We start from the raw sequence: 23756 nt of genomic DNA, 5'->3' as shown, positions 1-23756 counted from the left end.
TCTATGAAATATTTGAAAAGCATGAGCTACCTGGTTTTAGTGTGCCTTATACTCACGTGCACGCTTTCTTCCTGCGCCCAATCCGAAGCAAAGTTAAGTGCCGAAAAGCCTTTGGTGGTCTTTGTGACCGGCGACCATGAGTATAGCAGCGAGGCAACCATGCCGCTCATTGCAGCGGAGTTAGAGAAGAATTACGGGTTCCGCACAATCGTACTGAAATCTTCCCCTGATCATAACGCAGAAGAGAATATTCCGGGGTTGGAGGCATTGAAAGATGCTGACCTGGCCGTGTTCTTTCTGCGTTGGCGCCGACTGCCCGCAGACCAGGTGAAGCATATTGAGGACTATCTGAAGACCGGCAAACCCGTGGTGGGCTTCCGGACCACGACCCATGCCTTCAATTATCCGAAAGGCCATGCACTGGAAAAGTGGAACGCGTTTGGAGAAATGGCCTTCAATTCTCCTCCGGGCTGGGGCGGCAAAGCGAACCATACCCACTATGGCCATGAGTCCAGCACAGATGTGTCCGTGATCCCGGAGGCGAGCAACAACCCCATCCTGATCGGGGTCGATCAGAAGTTTCATGCAACATCATGGCTATACACCACCCTGCCGGACTATCCTTCCAGAGGCTCCGACTTGTTGCTGATGGGGCACTCGGTCAATCCGAATAAGGCTGATGCCATCGATCATCCGGTAGCCTGGACGGGCGAGAATTCCTATGGCGGAAAAGTGTTCATGACCACGCTGGGGCACCCGGAGGACTTTAATGAGGAGCCTTTTCAGCGCCTGGTAATCAACGCAATTCATTGGGCAGCCGGTATGCCTGTTCCGAAGAAGTGGAACGGGGCAATAGAAATGAACGTGCCTTACAGAACCCCTAATAATTGAAATATAGGGTGAGCATATAGGGATCAGCTTCTTGGGGAGAAAAAGGCTCGCGTATTTTCATGCCATCAACGGAGCTGCAGTACTTTAATTTTCTTTAACTCCATTCTATAGAAAAAGAAAAGCAATGAATAAGATTGGATTCAATGTGCTGGCTTGGTCGGCAGTAGTGTCGGATGAACTAATGCCTATCACCGACAGATTAAAGGCCATCGGTTACGATGGCATCGAATGCTTGATAGGGTCACCGGATGAAGCTGCCTATAAACGCGTGGGCGAGCATGTCCGGAGCATTGGCATGGAAACAACCTGTGTTTTTGTGGTAGGGAAGGATGAAAACCCGATCAGTGAAATAGCCGCAGTAAGGGCAAAGGCCTTGGACCGCATGAAGTGGGCGATAGACCGTGCGCACGATATGCAGGCCAGGGTAATTTGCGGGCCCTTTCATTCGGCGCACGCCATCTTCGCGCAGCATGCCCCTGAAGACCGGGAGTATGGCTGGAGCGCCGAGGTGCTGCATGCCGCCGGGGAGTATGCGGCACAAGCCGATATCACGCTGGGGTTGGAGGCGCTTAACCGCTTTGAGTGCTATTTATGCAACACCATGGAGCAACTTACCCGGTTGGTGAAAACGGTCGGTCATCCCCACGTAAAGGCGATGTTCGACACCCATCACGCCAACATCGAAGAGAAGAAATTCACGACGGCCATTCAAACCATCGCACCCCTGCTGGCGCACGTCCACATCAGCGAGAACGACCGCGGCACACCCGGAGACGGACATGTGGATTTCGACGAGGTCTTCTCCGCATTAGCCCAAATAAACTACCCTGGCTGGCTCACGATCGAGGCTTTTTCGAGGAATGACCCAGACTTTGCCAATTCCATAGGGGTATGGCGAGAATATTCGGATCCCTGGGATATAGCGGTAGGCGGTTTGAAACTTATCAGGCAAATGTGCCAAAAGCATGGGCTTGATAAGCAGAAAACCCTCAAGCACGCGCTTTGATATTTTTTCATACATAGTTTAAAGAAGATTCCTGACATGACACAACATCTTTCCTTTCGCTTTGGGTCTGAGGTATATACCTGGTTTATGAACAACAATGGGCAAACGTATGAAGGCCAGTTAGGGCATATGATTGAAGTGATTGCCAAAGCCGGATTTACCGGCATTCAACCGATTTATTCCTGGATGGGGGATATGAAGGACGCTGGCCGTTTAGAGAATAAGTTGCAGGAAGAGGGTATAGAACTGGCTGCGCTCTCTCTGGCAATGGACTGGAACGGAACGGAGGAGTCGGAAAAGGAACGCGAGGAAGCAGACCAGGCCATCAGTCTGTTGCAGCGTTTCCCGGGCGCTATCCTCTGCACCGTGCAAAAGCCGAGCGGGAGGCATGAACTGGCCTCCCGCCGCCAAAGCCTGGTGCGCATTGTCAACAGCGTATCGAGAAGGGCGATGGAACGGGGCGTGCCGTGCAGCTTCCATCCCAACTCGCCCCACACGTCTATCACGCGAACAGAGGAAGACTATAGCATCATATTAGAAACATTGGACAGCGAGGCTACCGGCTGGACACCCGATGTGGGCCATATCATCAACGGAGGCATGGACCCGCTGGAAAAGATGAAACAATATGCCCATCTGATCAACCATGTGCATTACAAAGACTGGGACGGAGCGCCGGAGTTTGCCCTGATGGGGAAGGGGAAGGTTGACCTGCCGACGATCACCCAGTGGCTGAAAGACAGGGACTACAAAGGCTGGATCGTTTGTGAAGACGAGGGAAAGGAGGCGCTGGAAGACCCGGACGCCGTCACGCTGCATGACGGGCAGTGGATAAGGGAAGTGCTGTTACCACAAGTAAAATAACCCAAGGGCATGCCGCATATACATAGCAACGGAATAAACCTGTACTACGAAGAGCACGGCTCTGGAGCCCCGCTGTTGCTGATCATGGGCATCACCGCCCCCGGGTCAGTCTGGGAGCAGCATGCGGCGTACTGGGAAAAGGACTTCAGGTGCATCCTGGCAGATAACCGTGGGGTGGGGCGCTCAGACAAGCCCGCTGCGCCCTATACCACCGCGCAGATGGCTGATGATTACGCGGGGTTACTGGATGCGTTACAGATACCGCAGGCAAGGGTGGTCGGTTGTTCGATGGGAAGCATCATTGCACAGCAGCTAGCGATTCGTCATCCTGAAAAAGTAACGTCACTGGTGCTGATGTGCACCTGGGCCCGGTGCGATAACACCGCAAGGGGAGTTTTTCAGCACATGATGCACTGCAAAGCCAGGCTCAGGCCCGAGGAGTTCAGTTTATATATCCAGTTGCTCATCTACGCCAAATCCTCCTGGGACGATCAGCAAATGTTTTCAGAGTTGGAGGAGGGCCGAAGGCAGGCAGCCATGGAGTCGCACCCGCAGCCGCTACATGGCTTAGAGGGGCAGGCGGCTGCCTGTGTCACACATGATGCGCTGGAGAAGCTTCGGGAGGTTGCCGCGCCTGCTTTGGTGATAGGCGGCAGGGACGACACTTTTACACCGGTATGGATGGCCGAGGAAGTGGCCGGAGCAATGCCTAACGCCGAACTCCATCTGTATGAGCGGTCCGGGCATGCCTTTCACTGGGAGAATATGACGGATTTCAATCCCCGTGTCAGGGACTGGCTCTTAGCGCACTAGGGCAGGGCGCGGTGACAGTTGATAGAGGTTGCTGCTGTAGTAGCCTTTTCAGGATGAAAACCCCGCCGATATCTATAAGGGAATACCGGATATATGCCGGTGGTTATGCCTTTAAGTTTTGCAAAGTTTGGCCCTATTGGTTTTAAAAGCATATATTCAGTTTGATAAATAGAATCATATTATTTGCTTCTAACATGCTGTTTACCTAAATTAAACTGCGATGAGTGAGGCCTTAGTGACAAGAAGGAAACAGTGAATGCAGCTAAGCTGATAAAGCTTTGAAGCAAAGGGTTTTCCGGGGCGATGGGTTTGCCAGCACCGGCAACTTTCCGCAGGTTTTTATTGACCGACTGACGCGACCTCCTCAAAAACAGCATGAAACCATAAACCAGGAGAGCGATGCATTAAGAATTTATATGCATCTTTCAACAGAATTGGACCCATACTTCTACATTTAAAACCTCTAAACCTAAATTCAATGAACGAAAATGTTAATAAAAGCGCCTTGTTTTACGGGAGTTGCCTTGCACTCATCACCACAGGCTTTACCTTTTCTATCAGAGCAGGAATTCTCCCCCAGCTTGGTGCACAATTTGGTCTGTCCGCCGAGCAACTAGGGTTTATTAACTCCATGTGGTTTTTGGGTTTCCCCATTTCTATGGTCATTGGGGGATTGGTTTACCATACGGTTGGCCCTAAGATTATCATGACAGTGGCCTTCATATGCCACGCTTTGGGAATACTGCTAACTATATATGCGGGGGGATACACCACGTTGCTTATCTCCACGCTCTTGATAGGTATAGCGAACGGATGTACCGAAGCTGCCTGTAACCCTATGATTGCAGATATGTATTCAGGCACCAAAATGAACAAAATGCTGAACAGATTCCATATGTGGTTTCCTGGCGGGATTCTTTTGGGTGCCCTTATCTCCAAATTCATGACTGATTTAGGTTTTTCGTGGCAAGCACAGATGTGGCTCATCCTGGTGCCGGCCATTGCCTATGCCTTTTTGTTTTTCGGGAAAACCTTTCCAAGACCACAAGTGGAAGGAGCTACCTCGCTTGGAGCAAACCTGAAAGCAATGATAAGCCCTTTATATATCTTCCTGATTGTTTGCATGGCCCTAACGGCGATCACCGAGTTTGGGCCTGGCCAGTGGGTAGAGATTATCCTGGGTAGCAGCGGAGCAGATCCGATGCTGATCCTTGCCCTGACCGCTGGGTTAGTGGCTGTGTTAAGGTTTTTTGCCGGCCCAGTGGTCGCAACATTGGGCCAGACGGGTGTATTGCTCGGAGGGGCCGTCTTTGCAGCCATAGGCATTTATATGTTCAGTACCGTAACCGGGTCTATGGCCTATGTAGCTGCTATTGTTTTTGCCCTGGGGTATGGCTATTTCTGGCCGGTCATGGTTGGGTCAGTGGCACAGCGGGTTCCGTTGAGCAGCGCCCTGGGTATGTCCATTATTGGCGCGGTAGGCATGTTTTCTTCCTCCATCTTTCAGCCTTTCATAGGAAGCTGGATTGATAGCTCCATGACAGAGTACACGGCACAGGGACTAACAGGCAGTGCCCTGCAATTGGCCGCTGGCCAGGACACGTTACAGAAAATGGTAGCGTTCCCTGTTATCTTGATTGTGCTGTTTACCATCTTGTTTTTCTGGCAGAAGAATGCGAAGACAGCGCGTACGTCGGAAGCAGAAAAAGCGGGAACGGCAGAGTTAGCCGGAGACTATTAATAGCCAAAACGGGCGGGATTCAATACAGCCCGTTTTGAAGAAACGCTACGTATGCCTTTGCAGATGCCATCGGGCCTTATAAAGGCAGAAATTAAAACTGATAAGCATTCATTCAAAAAAAATAAGCCGCCTCTATCAGGGTGGCTTATTTTTTTCCCTCATTTAAACGCTCGATTGCTGAATCTGATACCGATATCAAATAGATTCTGCGCATGTGGAAGTGCAAAATAACCCACCCCAACTCCTCCCAAGAGGTAGGGCCGTTAAGTTCTAAGAATTTGCACCATGTCTTCACGTAAAGATTTAATATAGCAGAAAAACGATTCTCCCCTTGAGGGGAGTTAGAGGGGTGTTTGCTCTTTGCGGAAGGTTATTTTCGCTGGCTTTACACCCCTGCGGTCCCCTCAAGGGGACAATTTTCGTTAGAACTTAACGGCCCTACCTCTTGGGAGGGGAATTGCACTACTTGAAAGGCAAGGCTGTGTGCACTCACCAATTGATATAGGTATGATCTCCGGTTTCATGGCAGTTTCGGAAAGTCCAATAGGTGATGCCTGCATAGTATTACCGATCGCAGCCATAGCTGGCTACCGGGTATGTATAGCTTTGAGTTAGGCAGCAGAGGGTCGGCACCCCTTCCGGCAAAAGATTGTGTCGCGTTGCCTGAAGACCGTTTTATAAATAATACCATTATCGAATGGATTTTGCGTATTGAAGTATTTTCGTGAATTGTTTGTACCTGCTGTTACGCAATACCTACTTTTGTCCCCCTTTGAAGGGGGTTGGGGGATGACACTCCCTGCGGGCAATCACCTGTGAGATATTTAGAAGCTGTTTCTTATCAAGCAAGAGCAGGAAAGGCTGTTTCGGCCGCCTCTCATCCCCCTGCCCCCTTCAAAGGGGGACTTTTACGAACTGCGCGGCTCTCTTGCATAACGTCAAATTTGACTGTGCAAAATATAATTGATAGTGGTATAAATCAGGCATTGTGCAAGTTTTATTAGAAGGTGTTGATGTTATGAATGAAGCCATCATGGCGGGCTAACTACCTTTCAGTGTTGTTGTGGTTTGTATATATGAGATAGCTGCTGATCATCTACTGCGAAAGTTTTGCTGCCTGGCCTGTATCCGCGCCGCCTGATTAACCAAGAGGAGGAGTCTACCGGCGGCATATGTAATTGCTTTCGATCATAAGGGAACACAGGCCACCTTTTCCTTCTTTGCCTGGCCTGCTATATGGGTACTGTTTGTGCGGCGAAAAAAAGACCTCCACTGCAGATGCAGTGGAGGTCAAATAAACAACATTGTATAAAAAAGTTTACTTTAATCTGATTTGTCGTGCTTCAGCAACACTGCCTGCTTACTGTGGATTGCCTTCCGCCGTGGCTGATGCGGTGTATACCTTGTGGCCCTTTCTGCCAGCAGATATGAGGTATGCCATCAAGTCTTTCAGCTCCTCCGGGTTCAGGCGGTCGATCAGGTGTGGTACCATCGGCGAGACGTCAGACGTTTTGGTTCTCGTAACGTTGCTCTTAGGGATTTCCCGAAGGGTTTGAGGTGCAAAGGGGTTCTGCGAAACGTAGTACGTGTTTTCATCCTCGTTTGTAAGCCTTCCCACAACAGAACTGCCGTCTTTCAGATAAAAAATGGAAGCCGCATACTGGTCTGATATTACGCTATCCGGGTGAATGATGGCCTCTAAAATATCCTTGGGCGTGAACCGGCTTCCTAACTGTGTCAGGTCTGGCCCCACGATTCCTCCTTCGCCTCCCATGGTATGGCACGACTTACACAGCGTAGCCGCATAGATGGCTTTCCCCTGTTCAAGATCCCGGTTCGTAAGCCCGCTTTCTACCAGAGGCAAAGCCTCCTCAACTGTCCATGTTCTTCCGGGGCCTTTCGGTCTGTAGGATGTGCTGGTCGCTAACTCCAGACCACCGCCACTCAGCAGCGAGTCCCCGGAAATGGTATTGTAATGCTCATACTGGCTTTTAGGGACATGGCTCAGGGCTGCTTGTCTTGCTTTGTCAACAAAGCCAACGTAGCTTCTGCCCCCCTTGTACTTAAAGGCATCGTACATCCACTTGAAATATTTTTCCCGGAGCTCAGGCGTCCATCCGGTTTCGGCTGCGCTCAACGCGGTGGCGTAATACGTTTGCTGGGCAGGAGGCACACTCGCCAGCATGCCGGCTATGTCCATTCCGTATTGTGGATTCCGAAGAATCAAGTCAGATGACGCGGTAGCCGTCTGCGACTGGTCGTCTTTTGCGGTTTCGAGCAGCGCAAGTGTCTTGGGTACTGCCTGGGGTGCGCCCAACGCGATGAGCACCTTGCTGAGCGAACGGTTCAGTTCGTTCGCTTTAGCGGGGTATTGGGGGTCCAGGTACGCGATTACCTTTTGCTTCAGCGCAGAGCTCGGCGTGCCATGTCTGAACAGAACCAGTTCAAAGGCGCGCAGCAGGTCTACCTGCTTTGGCTCGGGGAGTTTTGCATAATCAATTGCCATGAGCGACTCCAGCATCTGGCTGCTCTGGGACTTGTTGCCGTGCCGGGCCAGCGCGATCATAGCCTGTGTCTTGATCAGCGGATCCGTCTCGTTCAGGGCCCGTTGCTGCCACTGGCTCACCGGCTGGTGCTCCACGGCTATGCGTGCGGCATAGCGAACGAATCGGTCACTGTGCTTCAGGTGAGGCCATGCGACATCAACGGCCCCGGCCTTGGCATCGCCATGGTATTGCTCCAGCTGCTTTCGGAGTTTGTGAGCCTCTGTTTCCTTAGGCGCTTTCTTATTGGAGGCGAGCTTGGAGTCAGTCTTTTCATGGTCGTCGTAGTATACCCGGTACAGGTCAGACTCAAGCCTGCGTCCGCCGGTAAGGAAGTACAGCGCGCCATCCGGGCCAATCACGCCATCTGTGAGTGGGAGCGGCGAGCCCGAGACAAACTCCTCGGCTGTTGCTTTGTAAGAAGAACCCTCCGGCTGTAGATGAATCGCATATATGATTCCGAAGCTCCAGTCGAAGCCAAACAAAGCGTTGCGGTACTTGTCAGGGAATTTTGCTTTCCCCCCATACACCAGGTTGGTAGGAGACCCCTGGCCGATATTCAACACGGGCGGCAGGTTATCCGGATAAGCCGGAGACCACTTCCCGTTGCCTGTGCGCCAACCGTACTCGCTGCCGCTGGTAACATGGCAGATCCGGGTGGGGCGGTACCACGGCATGCCGAAATCCCACTCCATATCAGAATCATAGGTAAACAAATCGCCTGCCTCATTAAAGGCGATGTCGAAAGGGTTCCGGTAGCCGGCGCTTATCAATTCCCAGTGCTCACCCAACGAGTCAACCTGTGCGATCCAGCCGCCGGGTGCGCCGCGGTCGTTGGCGTGCCCGCGCGGGTCTTTTATCTGCGGAAACAGGTTATCGTCTTTCCATACCGGGGGGAGCCGGTAGGCGTCCATCTCCGGTAAATCGGTATGGTTTCCGGCCACTACATAAAGCGATTTCTTGTCGGGTGCCAGTACTACGCTGTGCGGCCCGTGCTCTCCCTCACCTACCAAAGACTTCAGTAAGGTTACCTTGTCAAACTGATCATCCCCGTCTGTGTCCTGAAGCCGGTAAAGCCCGCTGCCCTTCGTAAACTCCTCGTTACTGTTATGGTTTACCATCACGTAGAGGCTGTTAAATGCCCAGAGCAAACCCTGCGCGTAGCCCATACCACCGTGTGTTTTGGCAGAGTCGATTACGGCACCGTCGCCGATGATCAGTTTCTCAATTTTGGGTTGTGCGGAGTCAGCACCGATAGGGGGCAACTCGAGGCGGTACAAGGCCCCATACTGGTCGGAGGCGATCAACCTTCCTTTGGGATCAAAAGTCATGGATACCCAGGAGCCGTGCTTATTTTCGGAAGGGCTGTATATATGGTCTGCCTTGAAGCCGGTGGGTAGTTTCAGTTTCTCGGTCCTGGGGTCTACCGGTGCGGCGTCAACTGTATCCGCTTTTTCTAGCCTACTGCAGGAAGAACCGATCAGGACAGCGACAGAGAGAGCCAGCAACGCTCTGATTGTAGGGGATTTGCGATACATATTTTTTGAAGTTTTGGTTATGTTAATGCCTTTAATAATTTATTGAAGTTTTCTGATCGAAAAAGCCATCAGGAACTTCCCCTTTGCGCTTAGCGGAGGGGAAGGAAGTTGCTTATTGATGCATAAGCCGAAAATTTATATCATGAATTAATTTCAATGTAAAAATCCTGAAAAAAGTATCTGTCCTGTACTGTGCTGTTTCTGGATAGATCCTCAGGAAATAATCGATAAATGGTGGGGGGAAGCGCTGCCCCCTTTACAAAACAGGTGCCACCGGGAAAGCGAGCGAGAAGATTACCCATTCTGAAATGTAACCGGCCCCTCCAAGACCGCCGACATCGGGAAGTCGCTGGTGCTAGGCGCGCACGGTGCCCGGACGTTTACAGTCTTTAATGCTTACAGCATGATTAGCAGGTATGAATAACCTATTCTGCATTTCTCCTGTGGCTCATTATTGTTATACCAGTTGGATTCTGCACTATATGGATAGTCAGTGATGCATTTCCAACAATGAACAACCTCCTTTAACGCTTGCAATAAGTGAGTATACATAGCTTGTGCTGGTAGTCCAGCTCTATCCTGAGTTCATGTGCCTCACTTTTTTATACTGTAATATCAGAAATTTATAGCGTATAAATTATATGTTCGACCGTTTTGGAGTGCGTGCTCAAACGGTTTTCTTCGCGTAGTTGTACAGTTTAAGGCTTTCCCAAGTAAAAGCTGAGGCCTAATATTTTTTTGATACTTGGAAGAATTGACTATCTTGAGATTCGAAAGAATGATTGACCAGTCACTTTTTGTGAACTATACATTGAATGATGCCAGCAGGCATTATTTTTTGAGGGTATGCGCAATCGTTTGCGCATACCCTGAGCGTCGACTCTTTCACAGGCCTTGGTCTTCTGGAATAAACCAGAGGACACAAATGCTTAGTTGCGCTGAAAAAAAGTGTATAATTGACAGGTAACTGTCTTTTGGCAGTGCTTTGATAACTGGTAATAATGGTTTATACATATTAAGCTCTATCGTTATGGAACTTCTAGACAGAATTGATGCTACATCCGCCACTCCTAAATACCTGCAGGTTGTCAATGCCGTGATTGCAGACATAGAGGCCGGCGTTTTGAAGATTGGCGAACGCGTTCCCTCTATCAACGAGACAAGCGAGATGTACTACCTCTCGCGCGATACCATAGAAAAAGCCTATAAAGTGCTGCGGAAAAAAGGGGTTATTAGTTCTGTGAAGGGGAAAGGCTGCTACATCAGCAAAAACTTCTCTGTCGATAAAATCCGGGTATTGTTGCTGTTCAATAAGCTGAGCGCCTACAAAAAAACCGTTTACTACTCGATCCTCAAATCACTCGGGGAGGATGCCATCGTAGACCTGCAAATCCATCATTTCGACGGGAAGATCTGCCAGAAAATGCTGCAGGAAAATGCCGGGAAATACCAGTATTATGTGATCATGCCACACTTTACCACCAATGTGGAGGCAGGGAGAGAGGCGATCAAGAACATCCCTGCCGAAAAACTGGTGGTGCTAGACAAGAACATCGAGAACTTTGCGGGCAACTATGCAGCGGTCTACCAGGATTTTGAGCACGACATTCGCAATGCCCTCCATTCGGGGAAAGATTTGATCAGCAATTACAAAAAGTTTGTTCTGGTATACCCAAAGGACATTGTTTACCCCTTTGAAATTGTAAAGGGATTCCGGCAGTTCTGCAGGGATATTTCCATGGAGCATGCCGTGGTCAACTGTATCCATCAGGAGCCACTTTCTCCCGGAACCGGGTTTATCGTGCTGGAGGAATCTGATCTGGCCGACCTGGTGAAGCAAAGCCGGGAAATGGGGTTGCGCTTGGGGAAAGACATCGGCGTTATTTCCTACAACGACACGCCTATAAAGGAAATATTGGATAACGGCATCACCGTGCTGTCCACGGACCATGAGTGTATGGGCGAGACTGCTGCCTATCTGATGCGGCAAAATCTAAAAGAGAAGGTCCACAATCCGTTCACCCTGATCCGGAGATGCTCCCTGTAAAAGGAGGCGGCAATAGCATCGGTCTTCTCGGAGCCACCGCATAGTAGCATGTATAAAATTCCTGCCGCCCCGTTGTCCTGTTTCGCACGGCAACCAAAGCCGCAGGAATTTTATTTTTTGAGGCTACAGCCTGAGTTAGATGGGGTTAATATGGCCATATATTCAGCGCCAGGGCAGCCCCTAAGGCAGAATCCTGCGCCGAGCGCCCGGACTTTACTTTCAGATTTGGCAACTTTCGGCGTAGCATGGCCATAAAAAGCTCATTCCGGCTGAAGTCACCATCCACAATCAGGCTTCTGAACCCGCTCAAGTCTCCCTCTGCTGCCACAAACAGCGAGTTAAGCTGTTGCTGCACGATCAGCTCCAGTAAGCGGTGATACGCTTCCTCGTAAGTGCTGAGCAACGCTAAGTCTAAGGCGAAGCGGGTGGACAACGCTCTCTTCTCTTTCACCGGTATCGGCGTGCGCGCATCGGCGTAACCTGCGTATAAAACCGCCTCCTCTGTCAGGTGGGCATCATACCTCACGGTCTGGTAATAGGTCAGCGGTTTGTTATAGTATGCTGCCAGGCGGTTCACCTGCACTTCATGCGCGTTCTGGATAAATTGCCTGGAGGCCTTCACTTTGTCGCCCCGAAACGTGAGGTACTGCAGGCAATCCTGCTGCAGATCATCCTGGCTCAAGGGCTCCTTGGCGAAGGGGTTTAAGGTGATTCCCCAGGTAGCGGCAGAGAGTAGCAAAAAGCCGGTGCGGTACTGCTTTAAATACGGGATCAGCGCCGAAGAGCTATCGTGCAGGCCCAGGCCAGCGGGTATGGGCTTGCACCTGAAATTGGTTTGCAGGGGCCGGTAATGCTGCCGCAACGCAGGGAAAAGCTTGTCCAGTTGCTCGGCGTATACCCATGCGTGGTAGTCCAGGGCCTGAAAGTCCCAAAGCATGGTATGGCAGCCCAGGCTCGTGTACTCTGTGGTCAGTTGACCTGTAAACACGTAAGCCACATACTGCGGCAGGTGCAGGGAGTACCTGATGCGTTGGAATGTGGCGGGCTTCAGGTGCTTTAGCCAGTAGAGTTGCAAACCAGCGTTGAGCATACCCAGTGGCGGCGATGCCGTTTGCTCCGCCAGCTGCAGCTTCGGCCCATACGTGTCGTAAAATTGCTTTTCCAACTCCTGCGGGTATGCTTTTAAATAACTGTAGAGCGGGGTTACCGGTGCGAAATCCTCGTTGAGGTGCACCATGCTCGCGCCATACGTCACGAAGTTCACAGCCAGCACATCATACCCCTGGTCAGCCTCCAATGCAGCCCACGCAGTGCGCAGCCAGTGCGTCAGTGCGGCAAGGTCCTCTCCCTTGTCTCCATCCTCATCCACTGTCTCTGCCGGACAGGCGTGCTCTTCCTTCACAACCTGGTAGTATTGGTTAAAGAGCAGCAGCCTTTTGCTTTTCTTGCCGATGTGAAAAATGGCGATACACGGGATCATAGAATGAATTGAGGTGATGGTTAGACAAGAGGATGCATACCGGAAAAGGATGCCCTACCTTCATTACCGAAGTGGGAACAAGGCTGTTCAGGCTCTGTTTGCCGCTTCAGGTAGCGCAAAGTCAGAAGTGCGCACGCCTGCGCTCCAATGTTTCGGCTCTGCTACACTGCTTCAGGATGCTTCGTTTTGTTCAGCCAGAAAGGGGCGGTGAAAAACCAGAGCAAGGTGCCAGCCAGCATCAGCGTTTTGTGGAAGCTGAGCTCAATAACCCCGGAGAACACCAAAAGCGATGGCACGATGGTGAGGGCAAGGCCGAGGAAAGACAGGATTTTAAGTATGGTTTGCATCGTATGATGGGGAAAACGTGACAGAATTCGTTAAAATGAACTTGAGGAGACCTCCCGAATTATGTGCGGGGCCGTCTGCTTTTGCTGATAGACTTTGCTCAGCATAATGTATAGCGTGGCGGCGATAAACCAGCCCGGCAGGCCCAGGAAGAAGATCTCTATCCCCTGGAAATAATTCAGGGACAGGCAGATCAGCAGGGTGGCGATCCAGGTGACGCCCGCCGCTATGTTAAAGCGGGAGTTCACCGCACTCGCGTAGTTGCTGCGGAGGCCAAGTTTCGGGATGATGTAGAAGTCAATGAAGATGATGGCTCCCATTGGCATCAGCACCAAACCGTACAGGGCAACGAAGTCCAGGAGGCGCATCACCAGGGCCGGGAAAAGGGCTGCCACTGTGGTAACCAGTCCCACGACCAGCGTAACCTTCCACCGTTTCACGGTGGGTACGATGGACTGTATCGCCAGGCCCGCCCTGTATATGGTGGGGTTGGCCGTGGTCCAGCCCGCGATCATCACACAAATGGCACCTGCTATGCCGGCGCTGTTATAGGCAATAGGGCCCGGCGTGATAGCCCCGCTGGCGGCGGCCACCAGTATGCCTGATGCGATCCAGGCGATGACGTGGCCCAGAAACATACCGGTGGTAGAGGCAAAGCCATACTGCCATTTCTTGGCGTATCTGAGGATGGACAAATCGCCCATGCCGATGTGCATGGCCATGTTGGCAAACCAGGCAAAAAAAGCGACATGCCAGAAGGTGAACTTACTGAAGCCCTCCACCGGAACCCCGGTCCAGATGCGGGATTGGGCAACCTCCCAGAAACTGCCAACGGAGGTAATGCCCAACTGAGGCATCACGGCAAAGGCCGCAGCTATAAAAACCAGGATCATCCAGGGGGCGCAGACATTGGCGAACCGCGAGATCTGCTCATACCCCAGGATAGCGACCACCGTAATCACGGCCCCGACAAAGAACACGGTTACCATCCAACCCACGCTGTTCGGGTACATGTCTTCCAGGCCGGGCATGGCAATGTCGAACGGGATGCCCACAGCTGTGGCCGCCACCGCAATCATGGAGCCTGCCAGAAAGCAGAACATCAGCGCATTGACAATATTATACCCCGAAACGAGGTATTTGCCGCATATCTTCTCCAGTTGGAAATAGAGCGTGAGGCGGGTTTTCACTGCGATAGGGGCACATAGGAAGGCCCAACTCAGGACGGCCAGCAGGTTGCCCACCAGCAGCCCAAGGAACAGGTCGGGCGCGGTGACGCCGTGCACGACAAACAACGGACCGATGACAAACTCCGTTCCGGCGGTATGCTCTCCGGCATACATGCCAATGAAGCTCTTCAAGCCTTTCAGCTTGCTCTGCGGCACTGGCTCTCTTTCATACTCATTGATGGCGTCTAACTGCTTGGCAAGGGTCTGCTTCATTTTCTGTTTTTTAGCTGATAAAATTCCTGTTGGTGCATCCGCAGCGGGCAGCGCAAACTGCACGATAGACTGCTGTGGTGCATGACCCTCTCCTGTGCCAGCCTTGGCTGTAGGCTTTGGAACTGGAGGAATGGACTTTCTAAAAGTAGGCAATTCTCTTCTTGCAACTATCCGGTAGTGTCCTGCACCTGCGCCCGTTGGCAAAAAACCTGTGTATTGCCTGCTACCTCAACTCAGGCAAGGGGTAGCAGCAATTGGCAGTATGCATTTAATAGAGGCGCAGCCAGGCCCTCAACTAAAACATGCCTTGTGCGAACAGTGCTTACCGGAGTCCTTTATTCCTTCTTGCTTTGCGAAACCTAAGGCTATACAGGCTCTGCGGCAGATCAGAGAACAATGTGTCTGCATGCATAACATATGATGTCGGCTAATAAAAAATATAGGAGTGAAGCAGGATAGAGCAGGATAGAATTCAGGAAGGCAGTAGTTAACTTTATCAAAAACCACTAAAGCTGTGGCGCTGCATATAGGCGAAAGAACGCCGCTCCATTACCTAAAGTTATTCCCCTCTGGCAACCGAGCATGCCCTACACAGCGCCACAAGCGAGTAAAAGCGCATTTGAGGGAAGGGATGGCAATGTTTTAAAACGCGATTAGGATGAGACATGCCAGCGCAGCCTTAACAAGTGAAATGGAGACTCCATATACCAAAATTTTATGACGAATTTAACTACTAAATCACCGACATATGAGAAGTAAAAATACGCTGTGGCAGCTTCGAAGCTGTATGGCCCTTATACCCCTGGCTCTTGTGGGAACCGCCCTTCCGCAGGAGGCTGTAGCGAGCGCTTCTGTTGTCTCTGCCGCTGCCTTTCAATGGACGGTAACTGGCAGGGTGGTCTCCGCGTCTGGCTCTCCGCTGCCGGGCGTCACGGTGTTGCTGAAAGGCACAACCAACGCCACCGCCACAGGAGCCGACGGCAGGTTTACACTGTCGGTGCCGGAAACACCGGGCACCCTTGCTTTTAGCTTTATCGGCTTTACGTCCGTGGAGCGGCAGTTCACCGGGCAGCAATCGATTAACGTCACCCTGTCTGAAGACACTGAAGCCCTGGAAGAGGTGGTGGTGATTGGGTATGGCACGCAGAAAAAGGCCGACATAACAGGGGCTGTAGCCACACTGGATGCAAAGGCGATCGAGGAAAGGCCCATTGCGCGGGTAGATCAGGCCCTGGTGGGGCAGATCGCCGGTGTGCGGGTGCAGCAGACAAGCGGCTTGCCCGGCCAGGGGTTCAGCATACAGGTGCGGGGCTCCGGCTCCATCAGTGCGGGCACTGAGCCGCTCTATGTGATCGACGGCTTTCCGCTGGATGTGTCCTCGCAAAACTCAGGCGGGGGCTTCTCACAGGGCAACCCGCTGGATAATATCAACCCCAACGACATCGAGTCGATCCAGGTGCTGAAAGACGCCTCGGCGGCGGCCATTTACGGCTCCAGGGGCGCAAACGGGGTGGTGCTCATCACCACCAAATCCGGCAAGTCGGGCAAGCCCCAGATCAGCTTTAACACCTACGCCGGCTGGAACGAGACGGCCAAAAAGCTGGACGTGCTCAGTGGGGAGGAGTGGATCGACCGAGCGGTTGAGATGATCAACTACAACTGGGTGAACTCCGGCGAGGGCAGGACCGCTAGCCAGACTAGTGCCGAGCGGCAAGCCATACTCGGGCGCTTCAGCAGCAGCCTGATGCTGGACGAGCGCTGGCTACAGCCAGGCTACCCCGGCCTCCGCATCGTGGACTGGCAGGATGAGATGTTCCGGAAAGGCAAGGTGCAAAATTACCAGGTGACGGCTTCGGGCGGCACCGACAACGTGAAGTACTTCGTCTCGACGGATTACCTGAACCAGGAGGGTATTGCCCTGGGCGTCGGCTACGAGCGATACTCCGGCCGCGCCAACGTGGAGGTGAATGCCAGCGAAAAGCTGAAGTTCGGCCTCAACCTGAACCCTTCCTACTCCATCGCCAAAGACCCCGGTGTGGAAGGCAAAGACCAGCAGATGCACATTGCCGTGGGCTTTAACCCGGTGGTGGAAGACACCGTGGGGTTAGACGTGAACACTGGCAACTTCCTGCCATACCAGTGGGGCGTATCCCGAAACAGCCCGGTACGGGTAATCGAGAACTCTATCGGCGAGAATGAGATTTTCAGGACGCTTGCCACCATGTATGGCGAATACAGCATCCTGAGCAATCTCCGCTTCCGGACAACGGTTAACCTGGACCATACAGACGCCACAAACAAATTCTTCCGGCCATCTTTTGTGAGCGGACAGCGCGGCAACCGACAGGCGGGCGGCACGTTCAGCACCTACCGCAGGCAAACCTTCGTGAACGAGAACACCCTGTCTTACGACAAGGTGTTTGACGGGAAACACAATGTGTCGGCCTTGCTGGGCGCATCCTATAACATGGGCAGCTTTAACAACTCACGCCTGGCAAGCTCCGGCGGCTTTGTGACCGACGACATCACCACCCTCAACGGGGCCCAAAGTATAGACAACCGCACCAACAGGTCCTTCACCACCGAAAGCAGAAACACCCTTCTCTCATATTTCGGAAGAGTGCAGTACAGTCTCCTGGACCGCTACCTGTTTAGCGCCACAGTGCGCCGCGACGGCTCTTCACGGTTCGGCGACGCCACCAAGTGGGGTACCTTCCCCTCGGCGTCAGTGGGTTGGAGAGTGTCTGAGGAGAACTTCATGTCCGATGTCGGCTTTGTGACTGACCTGAAGCTGCGCGCCAGCTGGGGCATCTCCGGAAACAACGCCATCGGAAACTACGAGCACATTGCGCTGCTCAACTCTGCCGGTTACTCCCTGGGCGGCAGCCTGGCAACCGGCCAGGTGCCTGCTAACGCACCGAACCCGGGCCTGGGTTGGGAAGAGTCCAGAACAGTTGACGTAGGGGTAGATATGGGCCTTCTGGGAAACCGGATCTTCGTGTCGGCGGACTACTACACCAAGCTTAACTCCGACCTGTTGCTCAATATCCCGGTGCCAACGGCCACCGGCTTCTCCAACGCACTCACCAACATTGGCGAGGTATATAACAAGGGATGGGAACTGGAGCTGACGACACACAACACCACAGGTGCCTTCGGCTGGACTACTTCGGCAAATTTGAGCCACAACACCAACGAGGTAAGACAACTGGGGCCGAACAACACCCCGGTAGAAGGCGGCGAGTTTGGCGTAGGGCATCGGCTGCTGCGCATCGGGCAGCCGCTGTGGAGCATATATGTGGTAGAGCAGGATGGCATCCTCTCTCAGCAGGACATCGACGCCGGGGCAGCCCTTTACGGCAACCAGCAAGTCGGCGACCCACGCTATAAGGACGCCAACGGAGACGGGGTGATCAACGAGAACGACCGGGTGATTGTGGGCAAGCCGAACCCGGATTATGTATGGGGGCTTACCAACACCTTCAACTTCAAAGGCTTCGACCTGCGCGTGCTGCTGCAGGGCCAGTGGGGCGGGGAAATTTACTCGCTCTTTGGCCGCGCGATGGACCGACCGGGGCAGGGGCTGGTGGAGAACACCCTGGGCCTGCACCGCGACCGTTGGAGATCGCCGGAGGACCCTGGTGCCGGGCTGCGCGGAAAAGCCAACTCCAGCTTTGGCTTCCTCAAGAGCGACGCCTGGCTATACCCCTCTGACTATGTGCGCGTCCGGAACATTACCCTGGGGTATGACCTGGGCAGCCTGATCAGCAAGGCGAAGCTAGTGAAAGGCGCCCGCATCTATGTAAGCGCAGAGAACTGGTTTGGGTCTGACAAGTATGACGGCGGCTTTAACCCGGAGGCAGTGAACACCGGGGGCGATGACTACGGCGCTTTCCCGCTATCCAAATCCATGACCGCCGGGCTAAACGTCACCTTTTAATTTCAAGCTAAACCTATCGTGATGAAAAAGAAATCCATATATATATGCGCGCTGCTGGCGCTTAGCCTGGGCTCCTGCCAGGATAAACTGGACCAGGCCCCCTTGTCTGATGCCAGTGCTGCCAACTTTTACCGCAACACCGACGATTTTATACAGGCAGTGAACGGGGTATACGCCCAGTTGCGCCCTTTCCCCGACCGCTACTACGACCTTTCTGAAACCCGGTCGGACAACGTGTACGGCTCCTCCTCCACAGGGGTGCGCGACTGGGACCCGGTGAACGACTTTGCGATCACGCTGGCGAACAACGCGCTGGTGGCCGAGGCTTGGAACAACAACTTCAACGGCATTATGCGGGCCAACACCGTGCTGGACAAACTGAACGCCAGCCTGGTGCCCGACCCGGTGCTGCGGGGCCGCCTTGAGGGAGAGGCCAGGTTCCTGCGGGCGCTCTACTACTTCGACCTGGTGCGCTGGTTCGGGAAACTGCCGATCATGGACAAGGTAGTGTCGCCGGCCGAGGCCCTGGACATACCCCGTAGCCCCGTGCCGGATGTGTATGCGCTCATCATGGATGACCTGACCAAGGCGATCGGGCTGTTGCCCGACACCCGGTATGGCGGCACAAACATAGGCCGGGCCAACTCCTGGGCCGCCCAGGCCTTGCTGGCCCGCGTGCACCTTACCCGCTCCGGCCCCAACTACAACACCGATGGCCCCGGGCTAGGGGTGAGTGAGTATGCGCAGGCGCTTACCTTGCTTAACGGGATCATCAACGGCAGCCCCTATGCCTGGGTGAGCAATTATGCCAGCATTTTCTCTTACAAGAACGAGAATAACAACGACATCATCTTCGATGTGCAGTTCCAGAGCGGAAACGGGCTGGGCACCACCTTGCCGGGATATATGGGCACACCGGCGTACTTCAATGCCACGCCCGGCATACCGCTGCCACAGTCGAGCGTGGAGATGCGGGAGATTTCAGACGATCTGCTGAACGCGTACGAGGCTGATGACGCGCGGAAGGCAGTGACGATTCAGCAGGGCTTCACCGACGCGAACGGTTTTGCCGAGACTCGGTCCTTCTACCGTAAGTTTCTGGATGAGACCAGCCCTGGGGCCGACCGTTTCGACTGGCCGATCAACTTCCCGCTCATTCGCTATACCGATGTGCTGCTGATGAAAGCCGAGGCTATTCTGCAGGGCGCCCCAGGCACGCAGCAGGAGGTGGATGACATCGTGAACATGGTGCGCGCACGGGCAGGGCTGGACCCGGTTTCGAACGTGACGCTGGACATGCTGCTGCAGGAAAGGAGACTGGAGTTTGCCGGGGAAGGGCTGCGTTGGCATGACCTGGTGCGGACGGGTACGGTTATTCAGAAGATGAATGACTGGCTGCCACAGGAAGACGAGCTCAACCGCATGCCAGAATCCATCGAGCCTTTCAACGTGATCTACCCGATACCCTTTACACAACTGACAGTGAAAGACGGGCTGTACCAGCAAAACCCAGGGTACTAAGCGAACGCATTGGAACGCTTATTTCCGAAAGGAGCAGCATCCCCCAGGTGCTGCTCCTTTTTATGCATGGCGCACAGCCCCAGAGGTATGGCCATACCGCAGCCAGCGTGTCATGCCGCACAGCAAAAGGCGGGTTGACGGGGGTATGCGCACCGGACAGTACAGGATAGCCTTCCGGCAGCAAATGCCTATTTTTCGTCAGATCATGTTACCGAACAAGGGCATGAGCCATACCCTATACCGTTGCCGCACAGGCACATCGGCGGCAGCGGGTATGGCCACCGAACACTAAAAAGAGACAAGATGATACAACACATCAAGCAGCTAGTGGCAGTTATGGTTTTGCTGCAGGCGCTGTGCCTGCCCGCGTACGGGGAGCAAAAAACCGTAGGCAACTACCAGACGGGCTTCCGGCAGGAGGGCAACACCGTGTTTTTCTCTAACACCGAGGCCGATGTCCGGCTGGAGTTCAGCACCCCCGACATGTTCCGGGTGCGGGCAAGCTGGGACAGGCAGTTTCCGGAAAACGAGCCCTACATGGTGGTGCGGTATGACTGGCCCAAGGTGGCGGTGCAGGTGTCGGAGCAGGGAGACCGCTTTCTGCTGCAAACCCAGCAGCTCGATGTGGTGGTGAGCAAGGCCCCTTTCGGGGTGGCCGTGTATACCAAGGCAGGCATGCTGCTGACCACAGACGCCCTCGAAGGCGGCCTCGTAAAAACAGGGGAGAGCGTCTCGGTGACCAAGAAAATGGAGCCCGATGAGCATTTCTTCGGCTTTGGCGAGCGCATGGATTTCCTGGACCAGCGCAACAAGAAACTCAGCATGAACGTGGGCCGCGGCAAAGGGCTGCCCCACCATGTGGGGGCCTACAACGTGCTGGAGGCCAATTATGCCCCTGTGCCTTTCTTTATGAGCACCCGCGGCTACGGCATCTTCTTCCACACGGCCTACCCCACCGAGTGGGACATGGGTATGAGCCACCCCGACAGCTACAGCTTTAAGGCGGAGGGCGGCGAGTTGGACTACTATTTTATGTATGGCCCGGGCTTCCCGGCGCTGCTTGACAGGTATACCTCCCTCACCGGCAAATCGCCGCTGTTGCCTGCCTTTGCCCTTGGCTTGCACGTGGGCACCTACAGCGGCGGCACCTGGGGGCACGAGGCCGAAACCTCCGACCAATACGTGATTGCGCTGGGGCGAAAGTTCAGGACCTACGGCATCCCCGCCGACCTGCTGCACCTCGACTCTACCTGGCGGATTTTTGGCAAACAGGGCGGAAAGGGCGCGACGTCTTTTGAGTGGCGGCCAACGTTCAAGGACCCGAAAGGCATGTTCGACAGCCTGTATGCGATGAATTTTAAGATGGTGGGGCTGCACCTTCGGCCGCGCTTCGACAATGGCAATGAACTGAACCTGCTGGCCATGGCCCAGGAAAAAGGCTTTGTGTACCCGGAGGAGAACAACCCGGGCGAGTTCGTCAATTTCTTCGACCAGCGGGCCGTGGACTGGTGGTGGGAGCACGGCGTGAAGCGCATCGCCGACCAGGGAGCCATGTTCCTGAAAACCGACGAAGGTAGCGCCTTCGGGGCGCTGGCCAACGAGAGTGAGAAAACGGGCCCCACTGGCGCGGACATCAAATGGAAACACAACATTTTCCCGCTCATCTACACAAAGGCTTCCTTTGAGAAGTTTCAGGAGCACAACGGCATGCGCGGTATGGCCCATACCCGCGAAGGGTATGCCGGCATCCAGCGCTACCCCTTTATCTGGGCTGGCGACTGGCCGAGCGAGTGGCAGTACTTTGCCCCGGTTATCAAGGCCGGGCTGAACATCGGGCTGTCGGGCGTCAGCTACTGGTCGCACAACATGGGCGGCTTCGAGCACGTAGCAGACCCGGAGCTATACATCCGGTGGGTGCAGTTCGGTATGTTCAGCCCCATTGCGCACTTCCTGGGGATGGAGCACCCAAGCTACAAAGAGCCCTGGAACTACGGAGAGGATGCGCTCCGCAACTTCAAAAACTACGACTTGCTGCGCTACCGCCTGATCCCTTATATGTACAGCAACGCCTATACCAACCATACCACCGGGGTGCCGCTGATGCGCGCGCTGGTGCTGGAATACCAGAACGACCCGAACGTGTACGACATTACCGATCAGTACCTGTTCGGCAACAACCTGCTCATCAACCCCGTCACGACGAAGGGAGCGAAGACCCGCACTGTCTATCTGCCGGAGGGCACCTGGTTCGATTACTGGACGGGCAGGAAGTATGACGGAAAGCAGTATGTGCACGTGCTCACCCCGCTCGATACCATCCCCATCTTTGCCAAGGGCGGAGCGATTATACCGATGCAGCCGGAAATGAAGTATTACGGCGAGAAACCGGTGAGCACGATCACGCTGGACGTTTTTCCGGAGGGCACCTCCACGTTTAAGCTGTATGAGGATGATGGGAAAAGCCTGCAGTACCAGGAGGGGCAATTTGCCATCACCGAAATCCAGTCAAGCCTGTCCGGGAAAGGTTTCGACCTAAAGATCCGGAAGCCGGAGGGCAAGTATCGCGTGCCCCCACACGACTACCTCGCTAAAGTGCATTGGGGCGATGCCGCAGCGCCGGCCACCATCACCGAAAACGGCAAGAAAGTGAAAGCGGCGGCCAACGCGGCAGATTTAGAAAACGGGGCGGGCTGGTATTTCGATGCGCCGAGCAAGCTGCTCTGGATCAAGACCAAACGCTCGAATAAAGACGATATAAACTTGGCGGTAACGCTGTAGCTATGGCCGAAGCTAGGGGATAGCGTCGGGTAAAAATTGGGGGAAAACTATGCCGTGGTCTATTTTATGGAGTAAAAAGGTCGTCGGCTGCGTATGACTTAAGCGCCTTGTTGGCGGACCTGTTTTTTCATTTGCTCAGGCTTTGTCCTCATTGCCGCGTTGGTAAATGTAATTTTAAAGGAAGGTCAGGCCGATTTTCTTATTCAGCCCCTTTTCAAATATTCTGATCAACGTGGATAGTTGGATGTCGCCTCTCGCGTTTTCGATCCTCGAGATATAGCTCTTCTTGGTGCCTGCTTTTTCAGCCAGTTGCTCTTGGGTCATTTTTGCCTCTTTCCTGGCATCTTTCAACATCTCGCTCACGATAAACATATGGGCACTTCATTCATATTTATTGCGGGTTTCTGTCCCAATTTTACCATGCTCCCTTTCAATCAGCTCGTCAAATGTTTTGATTCCTTTATAATCAGTCATGGCTGTTCTTTTTAAGTCTAAAATACTCAATCTTTAGTCGCATTGCCTTCTCTACTTGTTCCTTGGGCGTTTTCTGTGTCTTCTTTTGGAAGCCGTTGAAAAGCACTACCAGCCTTCCTTCGTCGAAGCAGCAGAAAATTCTATAAATGTTCGACTGATACTCCACCTTAACTTCGTAAAGTCCTTCGTACCCGCTCATCGGGGCAAGGAACTTTACTGGTACCCTTTCAACCTGCTTGATCAATTCCAACACATTCGAGACCGTTGCACGGTGCTATTCGAAGATTGGTGCTTTTCTTATTTTTTTAAGCATTAGAAAAAGGCTATCTTAAG

Annotated in this window: 16 protein-coding genes; 10 read left to right on the top strand and 6 right to left on the bottom strand. The window is 53.4% G+C overall.

Going from position 1 to position 23756, the window contains the following annotated elements; genetic code table 11:
• Nucleotides 1–21 precede the first annotated feature (21 nt).
• The 5 genes from MKJ04_RS17055 (at nt 22) to MKJ04_RS17035 (ending at nt 5315) form a co-directional block, all read left to right on the top strand.
• Nucleotides 22–891, top strand: a complete 870-nt coding sequence (locus MKJ04_RS17055) for a ThuA domain-containing protein (protein WP_410896832.1) — start codon at nt 22–24, stop codon at nt 889–891.
• Between the two features lie 124 nt (nt 892–1015).
• Complete coding sequence (locus tag MKJ04_RS17050; RefSeq protein ID WP_241642870.1) at nt 1016–1897, top strand: sugar phosphate isomerase/epimerase family protein; 882 nt, start codon at nt 1016–1018, stop codon at nt 1895–1897.
• 36 nt (nt 1898–1933) lie between these two features.
• Nucleotides 1934–2761 (top strand): sugar phosphate isomerase/epimerase family protein, encoded by an 828-nt coding sequence (locus MKJ04_RS17045; RefSeq protein WP_241642869.1) that lies wholly within the window; start codon nt 1934–1936, stop codon nt 2759–2761.
• A 9-nt stretch (nt 2762–2770) separates the two neighbouring features.
• Entirely contained in the window at nt 2771–3574 is an 804-nt protein-coding gene (locus MKJ04_RS17040) for an alpha/beta fold hydrolase (RefSeq protein WP_241642868.1), read from the top strand.
• Between the two features lie 478 nt (nt 3575–4052).
• Nucleotides 4053–5315 (top strand): MFS transporter, encoded by a 1263-nt coding sequence (locus MKJ04_RS17035; RefSeq protein ID WP_241642867.1) that lies wholly within the window; start codon nt 4053–4055, stop codon nt 5313–5315.
• A gap of 1360 nt (nt 5316–6675) precedes the next feature.
• Here MKJ04_RS17035 and MKJ04_RS17030 read toward each other — a convergent pair.
• Nucleotides 6676–9396 (bottom strand): c-type cytochrome, encoded by a 2721-nt coding sequence (locus MKJ04_RS17030; RefSeq protein WP_241642866.1) that lies wholly within the window; start codon nt 9394–9396, stop codon nt 6676–6678.
• Between the two features lie 1030 nt (nt 9397–10426).
• Between MKJ04_RS17030 and MKJ04_RS17025 the strand changes: the two genes are divergently transcribed.
• Nucleotides 10427–11443, top strand: coding sequence for a GntR family transcriptional regulator (locus tag MKJ04_RS17025; protein WP_241642865.1), 1017 nt, complete (start codon nt 10427–10429; stop codon nt 11441–11443).
• Nucleotides 11444–11588: 145 nt separating this feature from the next.
• Here the strand turns inward: MKJ04_RS17025 and MKJ04_RS17020 are convergent, their stop codons facing one another.
• From MKJ04_RS17020 to MKJ04_RS17010, 3 genes are all read right to left on the bottom strand, one after another.
• A complete protein-coding gene (locus tag MKJ04_RS17020; RefSeq protein WP_241642864.1) occupies nt 11589–12923 on the bottom strand; it encodes an FGGY family carbohydrate kinase in 1335 nt (444 codons plus the stop codon).
• A 161-nt stretch (nt 12924–13084) separates the two neighbouring features.
• Nucleotides 13085–13270 carry a hypothetical protein gene (locus MKJ04_RS17015; RefSeq protein ID WP_241642863.1) on the bottom strand — a complete coding sequence of 62 codons (186 nt, stop codon included), beginning with the start codon at nt 13268–13270 and terminating at the stop codon, nt 13085–13087.
• A gap of 30 nt (nt 13271–13300) precedes the next feature.
• Nucleotides 13301–14710: a purine-cytosine permease family protein gene (locus MKJ04_RS17010; RefSeq protein WP_241642862.1), complete on the bottom strand. Its 1410-nt coding sequence runs from the start codon at nt 14708–14710 to the stop codon at nt 13301–13303.
• 748 nt (nt 14711–15458) lie between these two features.
• Between MKJ04_RS17010 and MKJ04_RS17005 the strand changes: the two genes are divergently transcribed.
• The 4 genes from MKJ04_RS17005 (at nt 15459) to MKJ04_RS16990 (ending at nt 22949) form a co-directional block, all read left to right on the top strand.
• Nucleotides 15459–18650 (top strand): SusC/RagA family TonB-linked outer membrane protein, encoded by a 3192-nt coding sequence (locus MKJ04_RS17005; protein WP_241642861.1) that lies wholly within the window; start codon nt 15459–15461, stop codon nt 18648–18650.
• A gap of 21 nt (nt 18651–18671) precedes the next feature.
• Nucleotides 18672–20171, top strand: a complete 1500-nt coding sequence (locus tag MKJ04_RS17000) for a RagB/SusD family nutrient uptake outer membrane protein (protein ID WP_241642860.1) — start codon at nt 18672–18674, stop codon at nt 20169–20171.
• Nucleotides 20172–20283: 112 nt separating this feature from the next.
• Entirely contained in the window at nt 20284–20463 is a 180-nt protein-coding gene (locus MKJ04_RS16995; RefSeq protein WP_241642859.1) for a hypothetical protein, read from the top strand.
• An 11-nt stretch (nt 20464–20474) separates the two neighbouring features.
• Entirely contained in the window at nt 20475–22949 is a 2475-nt protein-coding gene (locus MKJ04_RS16990) for a glycoside hydrolase family 31 protein (protein WP_241642858.1), read from the top strand.
• 174 nt (nt 22950–23123) lie between these two features.
• Here MKJ04_RS16990 and MKJ04_RS16985 read toward each other — a convergent pair whose 3' ends face one another.
• Complete coding sequence (locus MKJ04_RS16985) at nt 23124–23321, bottom strand: helix-turn-helix domain-containing protein (RefSeq protein ID WP_241642857.1); 198 nt, start codon at nt 23319–23321, stop codon at nt 23124–23126.
• A gap of 94 nt (nt 23322–23415) precedes the next feature.
• Entirely contained in the window at nt 23416–23676 is a 261-nt protein-coding gene (locus MKJ04_RS16980) for a type II toxin-antitoxin system RelE/ParE family toxin (protein WP_317246726.1), read from the bottom strand.
• Nucleotides 23677–23756: the final 80 nt, after the last annotated feature.

The organism is Pontibacter sp. E15-1, from assembly GCF_022601975.1.
In the GTDB taxonomy this organism is placed as follows: domain Bacteria; phylum Bacteroidota; class Bacteroidia; order Cytophagales; family Hymenobacteraceae; genus Pontibacter.
This window is presented reverse-complemented; position numbering and strand designations above follow the sequence as displayed.

Bases quoted from the DNA above. Each gene is read 5' to 3' on its own strand.
- MKJ04_RS17055 (WP_410896832.1), top strand. From the start codon at position 22: ATGAGCTACCTGGTTTTAGTGTGCCTTATACTCACGTGCACGCTTTCT.
- MKJ04_RS17050 (WP_241642870.1), top strand. From the start codon at position 1,016: ATGAATAAGATTGGATTCAATGTGCTGGCTTGGTCGGCAGTAGTGTCG.
- MKJ04_RS17045 (WP_241642869.1), top strand. From the start codon at position 1,934: ATGACACAACATCTTTCCTTTCGCTTTGGGTCTGAGGTATATACCTGG.
- MKJ04_RS17040 (WP_241642868.1), top strand. From the start codon at position 2,771: ATGCCGCATATACATAGCAACGGAATAAACCTGTACTACGAAGAGCAC.
- MKJ04_RS17035 (WP_241642867.1), top strand. From the start codon at position 4,053: ATGAACGAAAATGTTAATAAAAGCGCCTTGTTTTACGGGAGTTGCCTT.
- MKJ04_RS17030 (WP_241642866.1), bottom strand. From the start codon at position 9,396: ATGTATCGCAAATCCCCTACAATCAGAGCGTTGCTGGCTCTCTCTGTC.
- MKJ04_RS17025 (WP_241642865.1), top strand. From the start codon at position 10,427: ATGGAACTTCTAGACAGAATTGATGCTACATCCGCCACTCCTAAATAC.
- MKJ04_RS17020 (WP_241642864.1), bottom strand. From the start codon at position 12,923: ATGATCCCGTGTATCGCCATTTTTCACATCGGCAAGAAAAGCAAAAGG.
- MKJ04_RS17015 (WP_241642863.1), bottom strand. From the start codon at position 13,270: ATGCAAACCATACTTAAAATCCTGTCTTTCCTCGGCCTTGCCCTCACC.
- MKJ04_RS17010 (WP_241642862.1), bottom strand. From the start codon at position 14,710: ATGAAGCAGACCCTTGCCAAGCAGTTAGACGCCATCAATGAGTATGAA.
- MKJ04_RS17005 (WP_241642861.1), top strand. From the start codon at position 15,459: ATGAGAAGTAAAAATACGCTGTGGCAGCTTCGAAGCTGTATGGCCCTT.
- MKJ04_RS17000 (WP_241642860.1), top strand. From the start codon at position 18,672: ATGAAAAAGAAATCCATATATATATGCGCGCTGCTGGCGCTTAGCCTG.
- MKJ04_RS16995 (WP_241642859.1), top strand. From the start codon at position 20,284: ATGCCGCACAGCAAAAGGCGGGTTGACGGGGGTATGCGCACCGGACAG.
- MKJ04_RS16990 (WP_241642858.1), top strand. From the start codon at position 20,475: ATGATACAACACATCAAGCAGCTAGTGGCAGTTATGGTTTTGCTGCAG.
- MKJ04_RS16985 (WP_241642857.1), bottom strand. From the start codon at position 23,321: ATGTTTATCGTGAGCGAGATGTTGAAAGATGCCAGGAAAGAGGCAAAA.